This is a genomic window from Streptococcus sp. FDAARGOS_522, assembly GCF_003812445.1.
GTDB lineage: Bacteria > Bacillota > Bacilli > Lactobacillales > Streptococcaceae > Streptococcus > Streptococcus agalactiae.
Window position 1 is genome coordinate 1921162 of record NZ_CP033808.1, and the last position, 14923, is coordinate 1936084.

Annotated in this window: 12 protein-coding genes; 8 read left to right on the forward strand and 4 right to left on the reverse strand. The window is 35.5% G+C overall.

All coding sequences use genetic code 11. The features are described from left to right. Nucleotides 1-365: 365 nt before the first annotated feature. The 6 genes from EGX70_RS10070 to cydC all read left to right on the forward strand — a co-directional run bounded on the left by EGX70_RS10070 (nt 366) and on the right by cydC (nt 8495). Nucleotides 366-1265, forward strand: coding sequence for a prenyltransferase (locus EGX70_RS10070; protein ID WP_000174552.1), 900 nt, complete (start codon nt 366-368; stop codon nt 1263-1265). A gap of 12 nt (nt 1266-1277) precedes the next feature. Continuing rightward, nucleotides 1278-2486, forward strand: coding sequence for an NAD(P)/FAD-dependent oxidoreductase (locus tag EGX70_RS10075; protein WP_123948113.1), 1209 nt, complete (start codon nt 1278-1280; stop codon nt 2484-2486). 102 nt (nt 2487-2588) lie between these two features. Further along, entirely contained in the window at nt 2589-4016 is a 1428-nt protein-coding gene (locus tag EGX70_RS10080; RefSeq protein WP_000151500.1) for a cytochrome ubiquinol oxidase subunit I, read from the forward strand. Beyond that, the gene (cydB, locus tag EGX70_RS10085) at nt 4017-5036 is read left to right on the forward strand and encodes a cytochrome d ubiquinol oxidase subunit II (RefSeq protein WP_001275291.1); all 1020 of its coding nucleotides are present in this window, start codon (nt 4017-4019) and stop codon (nt 5034-5036) included. Then, entirely contained in the window at nt 5036-6754 is a 1719-nt protein-coding gene (gene cydD, locus EGX70_RS10090) for a thiol reductant ABC exporter subunit CydD (RefSeq protein WP_000884534.1), read from the forward strand. The genes cydB and cydD overlap by 1 nt, the downstream gene beginning before the upstream one ends. After that, on the forward strand, nt 6747-8495 hold the full coding sequence (gene cydC, locus EGX70_RS10095; protein WP_123948115.1) for a thiol reductant ABC exporter subunit CydC: 1749 nt from the start codon (nt 6747-6749) through the stop codon (nt 8493-8495). Before cydD ends, cydC begins: the two co-directional genes overlap by 8 nt. Before the next feature lie 84 nt (nt 8496-8579). On the opposite strand, the gene EGX70_RS10100 is transcribed toward cydC, so the two are convergent. From EGX70_RS10100 to EGX70_RS10115, 4 genes are read right to left on the reverse strand one after another with little or no spacing between them, the layout of a single operon-like run. Beyond that, a complete protein-coding gene (locus EGX70_RS10100; protein ID WP_000100670.1) occupies nt 8580-9560 on the reverse strand; it encodes a polyprenyl synthetase family protein in 981 nt (326 codons plus the stop codon). Nucleotides 9561-9605: 45 nt separating this feature from the next. Continuing rightward, the gene (locus tag EGX70_RS10105; RefSeq protein ID WP_000771941.1) at nt 9606-9965 is read right to left on the reverse strand and encodes a hypothetical protein; all 360 of its coding nucleotides are present in this window, start codon (nt 9963-9965) and stop codon (nt 9606-9608) included. 3 nt (nt 9966-9968) lie between these two features. Continuing rightward, on the reverse strand, nt 9969-12254 hold the full coding sequence (locus EGX70_RS10110; protein ID WP_001270180.1) for a Xaa-Pro dipeptidyl-peptidase: 2286 nt from the start codon (nt 12252-12254) through the stop codon (nt 9969-9971). 23 nt (nt 12255-12277) lie between these two features. After that, nucleotides 12278-12937, reverse strand: coding sequence for a Crp/Fnr family transcriptional regulator (locus EGX70_RS10115; RefSeq protein ID WP_001016380.1), 660 nt, complete (start codon nt 12935-12937; stop codon nt 12278-12280). Between the two features lie 155 nt (nt 12938-13092). Between EGX70_RS10115 and EGX70_RS10120 the strand changes: the two genes are divergently transcribed. Next, on the forward strand, nt 13093-14295 hold the full coding sequence (locus EGX70_RS10120; protein ID WP_000389617.1) for an MFS transporter: 1203 nt from the start codon (nt 13093-13095) through the stop codon (nt 14293-14295). A 17-nt stretch (nt 14296-14312) separates the two neighbouring features. Continuing rightward, on the forward strand, nt 14313-14765 hold the full coding sequence (locus EGX70_RS10125; protein ID WP_000192462.1) for a universal stress protein: 453 nt from the start codon (nt 14313-14315) through the stop codon (nt 14763-14765). The last annotated feature ends 158 nt before the right edge of the window (nt 14766-14923 follow it).

Below are 14923 nucleotides of genomic sequence, written 5' to 3' on the forward strand. Positions count from 1 at the left end.
ACAAATTGGAGCTAGTGTTACACTTTTCAAAGTGTAACACTAGTTTTTTTAGTATGCTGATGGCTCTTAGAGACCATACAGCTGATGAAAATACTAACTAAGCAGTGCAATCAGAGGACTTTCAAAGGCTGGTGCCAACATAAGGAGTAATTGAAGGTTGCAATACTATTTTTCCGAATATTACATGGCATAGTGTGATGAATAGGACTCCTCAAAATAGTATTTAGTGTTCTAAGTGTGATTAACTCATTTTAAGAAAAATTTTTTGTATTTTTAATCAAAAATCAAGCCCTATTGTTTTAAAAATGGTAGAAATTGCATTATAATAGTATTGTTGAAGATTATGTATAGAGAGGACTTTAATAATGACATTACCAATCTTTCTAGAGTTGGTAGAAATGAAAGCCAAAACAGCTAGTGTTTTACCATTTTTGATTGGTTTGTGTTTTAGTGCTTATTACTACAATTCAGTACACCCTGTATATGTCGGTTTATTCTTCGTTGCTATGTTTTTATTCAATATGTTCGTTGACATTTGGAATAATTACAATGATTATCGGAATGCTGTGGATTTGGATTATAAGAATGACACTAACATTATTGGTCGTGAGAACCTATCCCTACGCCAAATAGAAGTTATTATGGCAAGTTTAGTCATTACTTCTAGTATGATTGGTTTAGTTTTAGTTTCCCAAGTCGGTCTGCCTCTTTTATGGATGGGACTTTTTTGTTTTGGAATTGGTGTTTTATATTCCTTTGGTCCAAGACCTTTATCTAGTCTGCCCTTAGGAGAAGTATTTTCTGGCTTGACAATGGGATTTATGATTAGTTTAATTTGTGTATATCTAAACACTTATCAAAACTTTTCGTGGGATATCCTCAACTTAAGCAAAATTTTCTTGATTTCCTTGCCGAACACCTTATGGATTGCCAACCTAATGTTGGCGAATAATCTGTGCGACAAAGAAGAAGATGAAAAAAATCATCGCTATACCCTTGTACATTATACAGGGATAAGAGGTGGACTCTTGCTGTTTGCTATTTCTAATAGTATAGCTTTATTGGCAATTGTTTTTGAATTTCTTTTTGGACTTGCGCCTGTTACAGTACTCTTGAGTTTGTTATTAATACCATTTATTTATAAGCAGACAAAACTATTGTGGCAAAAACAGGTTAAGAGAGAAACATTTGTTTGTGCGGTACGTATTCTAGCACTGGGATCTGCAACCCAAGTCTTAACGTATCTAATTGGAATCATTTTTTAGAGGAGTTTTATCATGAAAGAAATCCTAGTTTTAGGTGCTGGTTATGCCGGTTTGAAAGCAGTTCGTAATTTACAAAAACAATCAGGTGATTTTCATATTACCCTTGTTGACATGAATGATTATCACTACGAAGCTACAGAATTACATGAAGTAGCTGCAGGATCTCAGCCAAAAGGAAAAATTACATTCCCAATTAGGGATGTTATCAACACTAATAAGGTTAACTTCATGCAAGATGAGGTGCTTAGAGTCGATGCTGAAAATAAAACAGTAACAGTTAAAAATAACGGTGAACTCCATTATGATTATGTCGTAGTTGCCTTAGGCTTTGTATCTGAAACTTTTGGCATCAAGGGTGCTATGGAGAATGCTTTGCAGATGACCAATATTTCGCAAGCAGAAAACATCCATAATCACATTGTTAATACAATGAAGTTGTATCGTGAGACAAAAGATGAAAATCTTCTCAAACTCTTAGTATGTGGTGCTGGTTTTACAGGTATTGAGTTAGCCGGAGCTATGGTTGATGAGCGACCAAAATATGCTGCTTTAGCGGGTGTAAAACCTGAACAAATTGAAATTATTTGTGTAGAGGCAGCAACTCGCATCCTACCAATGTTTGATGATGAATTAGCGCAATATGGTGTCAACTTAATTAAGGATTTAGGTATTAATTTGATGCTTGGAAGTATGATTAAGGAAATCAAACCGGGTGAAGTTGTTTATGGTACTAGTAAAGAGGATGAAGAACTCAAATCTATTACCGCAGGTACTATCATTTGGACAACAGGTGTTAGTGGAAGTCCGGTTATGGGAGAATCAGGATTTGATCAACGTCGTGGACGTGTAATGGTCAACAGTGATTTGCGTGATCCAAAATATGATAATGTTTATGTTATCGGTGATGTGTCTGCATTTATGGACACTGAGTCTGGTCGCCCATTCCCAACAACAGCTCAAATTGCAACTCGTATGGGAGCTCATGTTGCTAAAAACCTTTTACATCAAATCAAAGGTGAAGCCACAGAAGACTTTTCGTATAGTCCGCAAGGCACAGTTGCTTCAGTAGGAAATACGCATGGACTTGGTGTTGTTGGAAAAACTAAAATTAAAAAATACCCTGCATCGGTTATGAAGAAGATTATCATGAACAAATCACTTGTTGATATGGGTGGACTTAAAGAACTTCTAGCTAAGGGACGTTTTGATTTATATCATTAAGATATTAAAGTAAGTTATTTACCAATTGTTACGAAGCTAGGAAACTAGCTCTTGCAGATATTTCTATAAAAGAAATGATTAAAACAAAATAAGAGGTTTTGTATGACAATTGAAACTTTAGCTCGTTTTCAATTTGCGATGACTACAGTTTTCCACTTTTTCTTTGTACCATTTACAATTGGTACATGCCTAGTGGTTGCTATTATGGAGACAATGTATGTTATCACAAAAAATGAAGAGTATAAAAAATTGACAAAATTTTGGGGTAATATCATGCTCCTTAGTTTTGCAGTTGGTGTTGTGACAGGTATCATTCAAGAGTTCCAATTTGGAATGAACTGGTCAGACTATTCACGTTTCGTAGGTGATATTTTTGGAGCTCCATTGGCTATTGAAGCTTTATTAGCTTTCTTTATGGAATCTACTTTCCTTGGTTTATGGATGTTTACATGGGATAACAAGAAAATTAGTAAAAAATTACATGTGACATTCATTTGGCTAGTGGTTTTTGGCTCATTAATGTCAGCGATGTGGATTCTTACTGCTAATAGCTTCATGCAACATCCTGTTGGTTATGAAGTTGTAAACGGTAGAGCGCAAATGACTGATTTTCTTGCACTTGTAAAAAATCCACAGTTCTTCTATGAATTTACCCATGTTATTTTTGGTGCCATTACGATGGGCGGTACAGTGGTTGCTGGTATGTCAGCCTTCCGCCTCTTAAAATCAGAACAGCTGAAAGATACAACGGTTGAACTTTATAAGAAATCAGTTCGTATTGGTTTAGTAGTAGCACTTCTTGGTTCAATTTCAGTTATGGGAGTTGGGGATTTACAAATGAAAGCCTTGATTCACGATCAACCAATGAAATTTGCTGCTATGGAAGGTGATTATGAAGATTCGGGTGATCCTGCAGCTTGGAGTGTAGTTGCTTGGGCAAATGAAGCAGAACACAAACAAGTTTTTGGGATCAAGATTCCCTATATGTTGAGTATTTTATCTTACGGAAAACCATCTGGTTCTGTGAAAGGTATGGATACAGCTAATAAAGAATTGGTTGCTAAGTATGGTAAAGATAACTACTACCCAATGGTTAACCTACTTTTCTATGGTTTCCGTACAATGGCGGCGATGGGAACAGCTATTATGGGTGTTTCTGTTTTAGGCCTCTTTTTAACTCGTAAGAAAAAACCAATTCTTTATAAACACAAATGGATGCTTTGGATTGTTGCTTTAACAACCTTTGCACCATTCTTAGCCAATACATTTGGTTGGATTGTGACAGAACAAGGACGATACCCTTGGACTGTCTATGGTCTTTTCAAGATTAAGGACTCTGTCTCTCCAAACGTTTCAGTTGCATCATTATTTGTTTCCAATACTGTGTACTTCTTGTTGTTTGGTGGTTTAGCGGTGATGATGATAAGCCTAACAATAAGAGAATTGAAGAAAGGGCCAGAGTATGAAGATGAACATGGACATCATGGTGCATATACTTCAATTGATCCCTTTGAGAAAGGAGCATACTAAATGAGTGCTTTACAATTCTTTTGGTTTTTCCTAATCGGCCTCCTATTTTCAGGATTCTTCTTCCTTGAAGGATTCGACTTTGGGGTTGGGATGGCTGTTCAAACTTTAACACATAATGAGCATGAAAAAGATCAAGTAGTAGAAACCATTGGCCCAGTTTGGGATGGTAATGAAGTTTGGCTTCTTACCGGTGGTGGAGCAATGTTTGCTTCTTTTCCATACTGGTATGCTTCACTATTTAGTGGTTACTATTTGATTCTCCTTACGATTCTCTTTGGATTAATTATTCGTGGTGTTTCCTTCGAATTTAGACATAAAGTTCCTGCAGAGAAAAAGCAGTTTTGGAACTGGACCTTAACAATTGGTTCCGCTATTGTTCCATTCTTCTTTGGGATTATGTTTATAAGTTTGATTCAAGGTATGCCACTTGATGCCAGTGGTAACTTATCAGCTCAATTCAGTGATTACTTTAATATATTCTCGTTGGTTGGTGGAGTTGCAATGGTATTGCTAGCCTATCTTCATGGTTTAAACTACATTGCATTGAAGACAGAAGGGCCGATTAGAGAGCGTGCCCGTAATTATGCTCAGTTGCTTTATTGGGTACTCTATCTTGGTTTAGCCTTGTTTGCAGTTCTCTTGTATTTCAAGACAGATTTCTTTAGCAATCATCCGATAGTTACGACAATTATGGTCTTGGTTATTGTTGTATTAGCTGTATTAGCGCATGCTTCAACTTTTAAAGGAGCAGAGATGACAGCATTTTTAGCGAGTGGTCTCAGTCTTGTTTCAGTGGTTGTTCTGTTGTTCCAAGGTCTATTCCCACGAGTTATGATTTCATCAATTAGCCCTAAATATGATTTGCTGATTCAAAATGCATCCTCAACGCCATATACTTTAAAAGTAATGTCGATTGTCGCAATTACTCTAGTTCCCTTTGTTCTAGCTTATACAGCATGGGCATATTATATCTTTAGAAAACGTATTACCTTGCCAGTGATTGTGACAGGAGAAAAATAATGCTAGATAAAGCGGTTATGCGCTTGTCAGGTATTCATAAGTTGTTAGGATTGCTTGCGGGACTTGATGTTCTTCAAGCAATCTTTATTATCGGACAAGCTTATTATTTGAGTCTTTCTATAACTGGTTTGTGGGAAGGGCAAAAACTTTCTTCTCAAACGGTTTATATTTTGTTATTTATGGTCTCATATTTAGGCCGTCATGTTATTGATTACATCAAAAATAGAAAACTTGATGACTTTTCAACAGCACAATCTAGTCTTTTGAGACGTCAATTATTAGATAAGTTATTTGATCTAGGTCCTAAAGTCGTTCAAGAACAAGGAACTGGTAATGTTGTTACAATGGCATTAGATGGCGTTTCTTTAGTTGAAAATTATTTACGTTTAGTCTTGAATAAGATGATTAACATGTCTATTATCCCATGGATTATTCTAGCTTATATTTTCTATTTAGATATTGAATCAGGTGCAATTTTACTTATCGTTTTTCCTTTAATTATCATCTTTATGATTATTTTAGGCTATGCGGCTCAAGCTAAAGCAGATAAACAATATGAATCCTATCAAGTACTTTCTAATCATTTTTTAGATTCATTACGAGGCATTGATACTCTCAAATATTTTGGTCTTAGTAAACGTTATGGTAAAAGCATTTATCAAACTAGTGAATCTTTTCGTAAAGCAACAATGAGTACTTTGAAAATTGGTATTTTATCAACGTTTGCTTTAGACTTTTTTACAACTTTATCCATTGCTATCGTTGCTGTTTTTCTAGGTTTACGATTATTAAATGAGCAGATTTACCTTTTACCGGCTTTAACAATTTTGATTTTATCCCCTGAATACTTTTTACCCGTAAGAGATTTTTCTAGTGATTATCATGCAACGTTAGACGGGAAAAATGCATTTCAAGCGATTCAAAAAGTTCTAAACAAAACTGGTATTAAAGGTGAGCAATTAGTCATAGATGATTGGTCTAAAGAGAGTCATTTGGATTTAGAAAACATTGCTATTGCGTACGACCAAAAACGTGTTGTTGAGGATGTAACCTTACGATTTAGAGGACATCAAAAGGTTGCTTTAGTAGGAGTTAGTGGTTCAGGTAAGTCTAGCTTAATTAACCTTCTGAGTGGTTTTTTAGGGCCTGATAAAGGTTCTTTAAAAGTGGATGGTAGAGAAGTGGTTAACCTTGATCAAGAAGATTGGCATAAACAGATGATCTATATTCCTCAAACTCCTTATGTTTTTGAAATGTCATTACGTGATAATATTACCTTCTATACTCCCAATGCTAGTGACGAAGAGGTGATAAGAGCGATTCATATGGTAGGTTTAGATAGCTTACTAAGCGAGTTACCCGATGGTTTAGAAACGCGTATTGGTAATGGAGCGCGTCCACTTAGTGGAGGACAAGCCCAGCGTATAGCTCTGGCTCGTGCTTTTCTTGATCAAAATCGTCGTATTATGGTTTTTGATGAACCAACTGCTCATTTAGATATTGAAACAGAGTTAGAATTAAAAGAGAAAATGTTGCCACTGATGTCAGATCGTTTAGTTATCTTTGCAACTCATCGTCTTCACTGGTTGAACCAAATGGATGTTATAGTCGTTATGGAGAAGGGGAGAGTTGCAGAAGTAGGCTCTTATCAGGAATTATTAGCTAAAAAAGGATATCTCTATCAACTGAAGCATGCTATGGGAGGAAATAATGTTTAAAATCCCTTTGTTTAAAGAATTAAAGACAGATCAATGGGTAAAACCATTTTTCAAACAATATAAAGTTTCCTTAGTAATTGCTCTTTTCCTTGGTTTTATGACTTTCTTTTCTGCCAGTGCTCTTATGTTTAATTCGGGCTATCTGATTAGTAAGTCAGCTTCACTACCGAGTAATATTCTTCTAGTGTATGTTCCAATTGTACTAACACGTGCTTTTGGTATTGGACGTCCTGTTTTTCGTTATATAGAACGCCTAACGAGTCACAATTGGGTATTACGAATGACTTCACAACTGCGCTTGAAGCTTTACCATTCCTTAGAAAGCAATGCTATCTTTATGAAGCGTGATTTTCGTTTAGGAGATGTTATGGGGCTTTTAGCGGAGGATATTAATTATTTGCAAAATTTGTATCTTAGGACAATATTTCCAACGATTATAGGGGGGGTATTATATAGCTTTATTATTATTGCAACAGGCTTCTTTTCTCTATGGTTCGCTTTAATGATGTTGCTTTATTTAGCTATTATGATTTTTGTTTTTCCACTTTGGTCGATTTTAGCTAATGGTGCTCGTCAGACTCGTGAAAAAGAATTAAAAAATCATCTTTATACTGATTTGACGGATAATGTCTTAGGTATTTCAGACTGGATTTTTAGTCAACGTGGTCAAGAGTACGTCGCCTTGCATGAGCGTTCGGAAAGTGAACTCATGGCTGTTCAGAAAAAAATTCGTTCCTTTGATAATCGTAGAGCTCTTATTGTGGAATTAGTTTTTGGCTTTCTAGCTATTTTGGTTATTATTTGGGCTAGTAATCAGTTTATTGGTCACAGAGGTGGCGAAGCTAACTGGATTGCAGCATTTGTTCTAACAGTATTTCCCTTGTCAGAGGCATTTGCTGGTTTGTCTGCTGCTGCTCAAGAAACAAATAAATATTCTGATTCAATTCATCGTCTTAATGAATTATCAGAAACGTATTTTGAAACAACTCAAAATCAATTGCCTAATAAGCCATATGATTTTTCCGTCAAGAATTTAAGTTTCCAGTATAAGCCACAAGAGAAATGGGTTTTGCATCATTTAGATTTGGATATTAAAGAAGGAGAAAAAATTGCTATTTTAGGGCGTAGTGGTTCTGGCAAGAGTACCTTAGCTAGTCTACTTCGTGGCGACTTGAAAGCAAGTCAAGGGGAGATTAGCCTAGGCGGTGCTGATGTTTCAATAGTTGGTGATTGCATTTCTAACTATATTGGAGTGATACAACAAGCGCCCTACCTTTTTAATACAACCCTGCTAAATAACATTCGCATTGGAAACCAAGATGCTAGTGAAGAAGATGTATGGAAAGTTCTTGAACGAGTTGGATTGAAAGAGATGGTCACTGATTTATCAGATGGTCTCTATACAATGGTTGATGAAGCTGGACTTAGGTTTTCAGGTGGCGAAAGGCATAGAATTGCTTTGGCTAGAATCTTACTAAAAGATGTCCCAATTGTTATCTTAGATGAGCCAACTGTTGGACTTGATCCTATTACTGAACAAGCCTTACTAAGGGTATTTATGAAAGAATTGGAAGGTAATACCTTAGTTTGGATTACACATCACTTAAAAGGTATTGAACATGCTGATCGTATCTTATTTATAGAAAATGGGCAATTAGAGTTGGAAGGTTCTCCTCAAGAATTGTCTCAAAGTAGCCAACGTTACCGTCAGCTGAAAGCCGCTGATGATGGTGATCTATGATAATTGATAGGTGCGATAAATAAATGATAGTAAAAAAACATTCCCTAACTGCTTTTCTAGCATTGTGGAATGTTTTTTTATTATTTAAATTTTGCGTTTTAAAAGGTAATTAGTTAATTGTAGCAACTGTTTTTTTGCAGAGCTCTGGGGTAGCTTATTTATGTCACTAATAGCTTTTTCAGTAAATTTACGAGCTAGATGGCGAGCTTTGTCAACACCTCTATGGGAAACGACGAGATAAGCAATTTTTTCCATGTCTTCAGTAGCCATATCTGTTTTTTTATCTAAAATAGGTTTGAAAATATCAGGATTTTCTTCAATGGCAAGAAGTAGAGGAAGGCTGTAAACGCCTTGTGCTAAATCTTCTAAGACAGGCTTGTTAAATGTTTTTTTATCTGCAGTATAATCCAGAATATCATCCAAAATTTGGAATGTCATACCAATATTAAAGCCGATATGGCCTGCTAGACGAACAACCTCCTTCTCTGCACCACCAAAGTAAGCTCCTTCTTTGCTAGCTAATTTAAAGAGTTCGGCTGTCTTACCTGAAATCGCACGTAAATAGTGATGGATACCTTGTTGTTGATTGTAACGAAGGTGCATCTGGTCCAATTCTCCCATGAGAATTTTACGCATAGATTTTGCATTAATCGTCATAAATGGTGTATCAGCCATAGATTCTAAAATAAGATCGAAAAAGACTGTGAAAAGTAAATCCCCAGTATAAACTGCGATGTCTTTGCCAAACTTGCTTTGAATGGTCATATTTCCACGTCTTAGTGGTGAGTCATCAATGACATCATCATGGATTAATGTAGCAACGTGAAGGATTTCTAAAGAAGCAGCGATTTTCTTTAGTTGCTGAGTATCTTGATTCTCCTTATTACCAAGTTGAGAAAAAAGGTAAAAGAATGCTGGTCTGAGCTGTTTTCCTCCCGCAGCTGTGAGTTGGCTTAGCGCCGCTTCAATATCTTTATTTCTGACCTGTATTCTTTCTTGAATTAGTTGATTGGTTTCATCAATATTTTTTTTAAGTTCAGGATAGTTATTCCAATAAGATGACATTAATCAGTCTCCCTCGCGTTGCTTTGTCACTCCATTCTACCTTATTTATTGAAATATTGCTAGGGTATCGTTTAGAGCTTCGAGTTGAGTTTGGAGGAGACTCTTCCAATTATTTATAGTTATTAAATTGAGTGCAAAGTCAAAGTCCTTTAAATTAACCTGAATATAGAATTTTCGATTTAAATGAGCAATCATAAGGATGGAAGTATCAGTAGTATTGCCAAAATACCAGAAATGATTCGAACTTCCGGAACCTTGTAAATCATCAACAATAGTTGCAACAACCTGTGGAATGTTTTTATTATCATGGTCAAAAACTGCTCCGAAGTTACTCTCTTGTGATAAATTGATCTGGTACCAAAAGTGTTGAGAATCATCAAACAGTTCTTTAGTGAGAAGTTTCATAAGTTAATTTCCTTGATTAGTTGGGATAGTTAAATAAGATTGACTCAAATCTACTGTTATAGAGTAACTAGCATTATCTCGAATGGTATGTTCAAAATCAGTTGTATAAAGGATAATCCTTAGATTATCACCTTTACTCAATTGATATATACTTGGTTGGAGGCTAAACTCGATATCAAACCATTGTTCTGGATCGATAGCCTCAATTGTAAGTAAGTCTGTACGATTTTGAAGGTTCAAGACACCTTTACTGATGACACGATAATGATCTTTAGTAAACGGGAGTTCACGTAAAGCTTCTCTGGCAAAATTTTTACCATTATCAAGGCTGTTTAAGAATTTGATGGTTGGTGTATCTTTGAATCGTTTTTTAGGACCATAGTCTAAGATTTGGGCTGATAAAATGGCCTTTTTGTCACTAGTTTTAACACGTAGATGGAGTTTGCACTGTCCATTCAGGAGATAATTTTTCTTTAGAGGAAGATTAATAGTGATTTGATTGGTTTTATTATTTCCCTTGAAAAGATCATTTTTGAACACATTGAAGTCTTTACAATAAGTATCAAAGGCTTCTTTGTCATAATGGTTATCAATAAGTTTTTTACTATCACCTAAGCCAATTTGCTCTTGATGGTTTCCTCCGAAAGCATCTAAAACTTGCCAAGTTTGCTCAGTAGTATTATCTTGCCAAATGACCTCTTCTAATTGGAAATGATTGTCAATGCCAAGTAGTTCTTGGCTTAGTAAGGCATTCATGCTTTCACGAAAATCAATCGACTGCCAATTATGCATATACACATGTTGACCTTGATGTAAAAAAAGGTGTTTTTTGATGGTTTGAGGCAATGCATTGAAAATTTTGTAGACATGTCTTGGCTTAACATTCCAATCCTGTAGTCCATGAGTGTAAACTACTCGACTTTTGACATTATTGACGTGAGTTAGGTAATTACGGTCATGCCAGTATTGGTTGTAATCCCCACTTTGACGGTCAATTGCTTTTGATTGTTCATTTAACAATGCTTGATAGCAATCGTTGTTTTTGATGTAATCACCAGCTAAGAGGTTTCGTGAGTATGTTAATTCTGTTAAAACGTCTAAATCTTCACCGGGGTAGCCGCCTGGACTACACACAAGCCCATTTTCTCGATAATAATCATACCATGTGGAGATTGCGGCTTCAGCGATAATGACTTTCAGCCCCTCAACGCCAGTTGTTGCTAAACCAGTTGACATGGTACCGAGATAAGATTTACCTGTGGTTGCTACAAGGCCATTTGACCAATCAGCCTTGACTTGTTTATCTCGTTTATGACTTGTGAATGCAGTAACCTTACCATTTAACCAATCAATGACTGCTTTAAAGCTTTGTATTTGTTGGTAATCCCCACTGGTCATGAAACCCGTAGAGCCAGCAGTACCCACACCTGAAACGTATATATTAGCAAAACCACGAGAAAGAAAATAGTCATTGAGACTATAACTGTCAATGTGTGTGAAGCTTTCAGTTGCAGGGCTGATGGGTAATTTTGAAGGATGTTTTACTTCTTCTTTAAATGGTTTTGTGTCAACTTGTATGTGTTTAGGCTGTTTAACTGCTAGCGCACCCTCCATTTGGTATGTTTTTTGGTCTGCGGCAGGATCATTGATACCTTGATGATAGGGGCTAGCTGTCATCATCGTGGGGATAGTATGCTCGGTAGTGGGTCTGATAATGTTAACTTTTACTAAATCATGTTCACCACTAGACATAGTATCTAAGGATGTTTCAACATAGACAACTTCGCGAATCAATTGGTTAGTATTGAAAGTGGCCAGAGACTTCCCATTGAAAAAATGGTAGTGATTATCTGCATGAAGTAAACCATCAGCAACTAATTGGTCGATTAATGTATTGCCAGATTTTCCACGACAGGCGAGTAAGTGATGTAGACTTTGAAAAATATTGTCATATGAGACTGGGAAGTTAATATCTTGTAAGAAAGCTTTAGGGTCTTTAAAGTCTACAAAGGGGACAAAGCCTAATAACTGTAAATAAATCCATTGTAAATTTTCTAGTGTTAAGTCACTATTTGATTTAAAAAAGGTTAGAGCATCGGTTTTTGCATCAACGATAAGGAGACTAAGAGCGTAATCAGTATCAGTTTGATTTAAAAAAGAATGTCTGAGAAAAGCTTCCAAATTAGCTTTATCAGAATTCTTTTTGTTTAATGGAAAACCTAGTCCTTTTAGCTCTTCAAAAGCTTCGTTAGGTTTAGTTGGAATGTAGCTGAATTGATTATAACGCATAATATATCCTTTCTATTGTTATATTAAAATACAATATGATCTTTTAATTTCTCAACATTTGTAATAATGATATGTTGTTTTTCAATACGAATAATATGATCGTCTTTTAGTTGTTTCAAAATGCGGCTCACGCTACTTCCTGTGGATATACCGCAAAATTTACCAAGTTCTTCGTTCGTGATAACAAAATTAATATAGATATCACCGTTATCTCGTTCTTCACCAAACATCTTACTGAGGTCATATAATTGTGTGGAGATAGCACCAATTCGACCATTAGTGAGCATACATTGCATTTTTTTCATAGATTTTTCAAGGCGGTTATGATAGAAATCTTTCACATATCCTTGCAGTTCAATATCATTATTGATATCTTTTAGGAAGGTAGAGCGACGTACTTTGTAAAAGTGGGCAGTTTCGGATTCGATTCGAACGTTGTAAGGTTCTCCCATGTGTTGGGAGTAGTCTGTATTTAGGATAGAAGTGATTTCTAAGCCTGTCACATAACGCAGATTGAACTCAGTACCATATTTAGAGAGAACACTTTGTTTAACAATACCATCTTTTAGGATATAAGTATAGTCTTCTTCTAAACTTTCAAATGTAAGGTATTTATGGTAGTCTTTTTCGATAATTGGAAGATTATGACTATTAATGTAATTTTGTAAAATTTGATGATTCATGACTTCCTCCAAATGTTTTAGGTTTGATAGACCACCTTAACATTTGTTAATGCAGTCTGATACTAGCACTTATATTATACCATTGAAATATCGTATCTTCTAATATTTTTGTAAAATGTTTATGAAAATGAAATTGAAAAAAGGAGCCATTTGCATTGGAAGACAAATTATTCAACAAACATTTTATAGGCATTACTATCTTAAACTTTATTGTTTATATGGTCTATTATTTGTTTACCGTTATCATAGCTTTTATTGCGACTAAAGAGTTAGGTGTTAGCACTAGCCAAGCAGGATTAGCGACGGGGATTTATATTGTAGGGACTTTGATTGCTCGTCTTATATTTGGCAAGCAATTAGAAGTTCTAGGACGTAAGTTAGTTTTACGTGGAGGGGCTATTTTTTACTTACTAACAACTTTAGCTTATTTTTATATGCCAAGTATCGGAGTAATGTATTTAGTTCGTTTCCTAAATGGTTTTGGTTATGGCGTCGTGTCAACAGCAACTAATACTATTGTAACAGCTTATATACCAGCTGATAAAAGAGGTGAGGGGATTAACTTTTACGGTCTATCAACAAGTTTAGCCGCAGCTATTGGTCCTTTTGTAGGAACATTTATGCTAGACAACCTTCATATTAACTTTAAAATGGTTATTGTATTATGTAGTATTTTAATTGCGATTGTAGTGTTGGGAGCATTTGTTTTCCCAGTCAAAAATATTACTTTAAATCCAGAACAGTTAGCTAAATCAAAATCATGGACTATTGATAGTTTCATTGAGAAAAAAGCAATTTTTATCACAATTATTGCATTTTTGATGGGTATCTCCTATGCTTCCGTGTTAGGTTTCCAAAAATTATATACAACAGAAATTAATTTGATGACAGTAGGAGCTTATTTCTTTATTGTTTATGCACTTGTCATCACTTTAACCAGACCATCTATGGGAAGATTAATGGACGCTAAGGGAGATAAGTGGGTGCTTTATCCAAGTTATCTGTTCTTAACTTTGGGACTTGCTTTATTAGGGAGTGCTATGGGAAGTGTTACCTACCTTCTATCAGGTGCTTTGATTGGTTTTGGTTATGGTACCTTTATGTCTTGTGGCCAAGCAGCATCAATCAAAGGTGTTGAGGAACATCGTTTCAATACAGCCATGTCAACTTACATGATAGGTCTTGATTTAGGGTTAGGTGCTGGACCTTACATTTTGGGACTTGTTAAAGATGGTTTTCTTGGAGCTGGTGTGCAATCCTTTAGAGAATTATTCTGGATAGCAGCGATTATTCCTGTTGTTTGTGGTATTCTATATTTCTTAAAATCATCTAGACAAGTTGAAACTAAAACTATATAAAAGGGAGGAATTAAGCTATGACACAAAAATATGAGCGTATTCTTATTGCTATCGATGGGTCTTACGAGTCAGAATTGGCGGTAGAAAAAGGGATAAATGTTGCTCTTCGTAATGATGCTGAATTACTGCTAACGCATGTTATAGATGCTCACGCTTACCAAAGTGAGGGAGTCTTTAGTGACTATGTTTTTGATAGGCAAGAACAAGAGTCAGCAGATGTGCTAGCCTATTTTGAGAAATTAGCACATTCAAAAGGCCTTACAAAGATCAAAAAAATTACTGAAATCGGAAATCCTAAGACTCTTTTGGCAAAGGATATCCCCATAAGGGAAAAAGCAGATTTAATTATGGTAGGCGCAACAGGATTAAACACTTTTGAAAGACTATTGATCGGCTCAACTTCAGAATACATTTTACGTCATTCGAAAGTTGATATGCTAGTCGTTCGTGATAGTAAGAAAACCTTATAAACTAAATAAAATAGAGTACTAGGTAGTCCGAACCTAGTACTCTATTTTTTTATCAAATATATTTGGTTAAAAATTTTATTAATTTTATTTTGTGATAAGCTTTACAATATTAAGCTTACTTGGTAGAATGGTTAATGTTGTAAATATTTTTTTGGGAG

What these genes read in the sequence shown, in the direction of transcription:
- EGX70_RS10070 (WP_000174552.1), top strand. Translation starts at nt 366, where the DNA reads ATGACATTACCAATCTTTCTAGAGTTGGTAGAAATGAAAGCCAAAACA.
- EGX70_RS10075 (WP_123948113.1), top strand. Translation starts at nt 1,278, where the DNA reads ATGAAAGAAATCCTAGTTTTAGGTGCTGGTTATGCCGGTTTGAAAGCA.
- EGX70_RS10080 (WP_000151500.1), top strand. Translation starts at nt 2,589, where the DNA reads ATGACAATTGAAACTTTAGCTCGTTTTCAATTTGCGATGACTACAGTT.
- cydB (WP_001275291.1), top strand. Translation starts at nt 4,017, where the DNA reads ATGAGTGCTTTACAATTCTTTTGGTTTTTCCTAATCGGCCTCCTATTT.
- cydD (WP_000884534.1), top strand. Translation starts at nt 5,036, where the DNA reads ATGCTAGATAAAGCGGTTATGCGCTTGTCAGGTATTCATAAGTTGTTA.
- cydC (WP_123948115.1), top strand. Translation starts at nt 6,747, where the DNA reads ATGTTTAAAATCCCTTTGTTTAAAGAATTAAAGACAGATCAATGGGTA.
- EGX70_RS10100 (WP_000100670.1), bottom strand. Translation starts at nt 9,560, where the DNA reads ATGTCATCTTATTGGAATAACTATCCTGAACTTAAAAAAAATATTGAT.
- EGX70_RS10105 (WP_000771941.1), bottom strand. Translation starts at nt 9,965, where the DNA reads ATGAAACTTCTCACTAAAGAACTGTTTGATGATTCTCAACACTTTTGG.
- EGX70_RS10110 (WP_001270180.1), bottom strand. Translation starts at nt 12,254, where the DNA reads ATGCGTTATAATCAATTCAGCTACATTCCAACTAAACCTAACGAAGCT.
- EGX70_RS10115 (WP_001016380.1), bottom strand. Translation starts at nt 12,937, where the DNA reads ATGAATCATCAAATTTTACAAAATTACATTAATAGTCATAATCTTCCA.
- EGX70_RS10125 (WP_000192462.1), top strand. Translation starts at nt 14,313, where the DNA reads ATGACACAAAAATATGAGCGTATTCTTATTGCTATCGATGGGTCTTAC.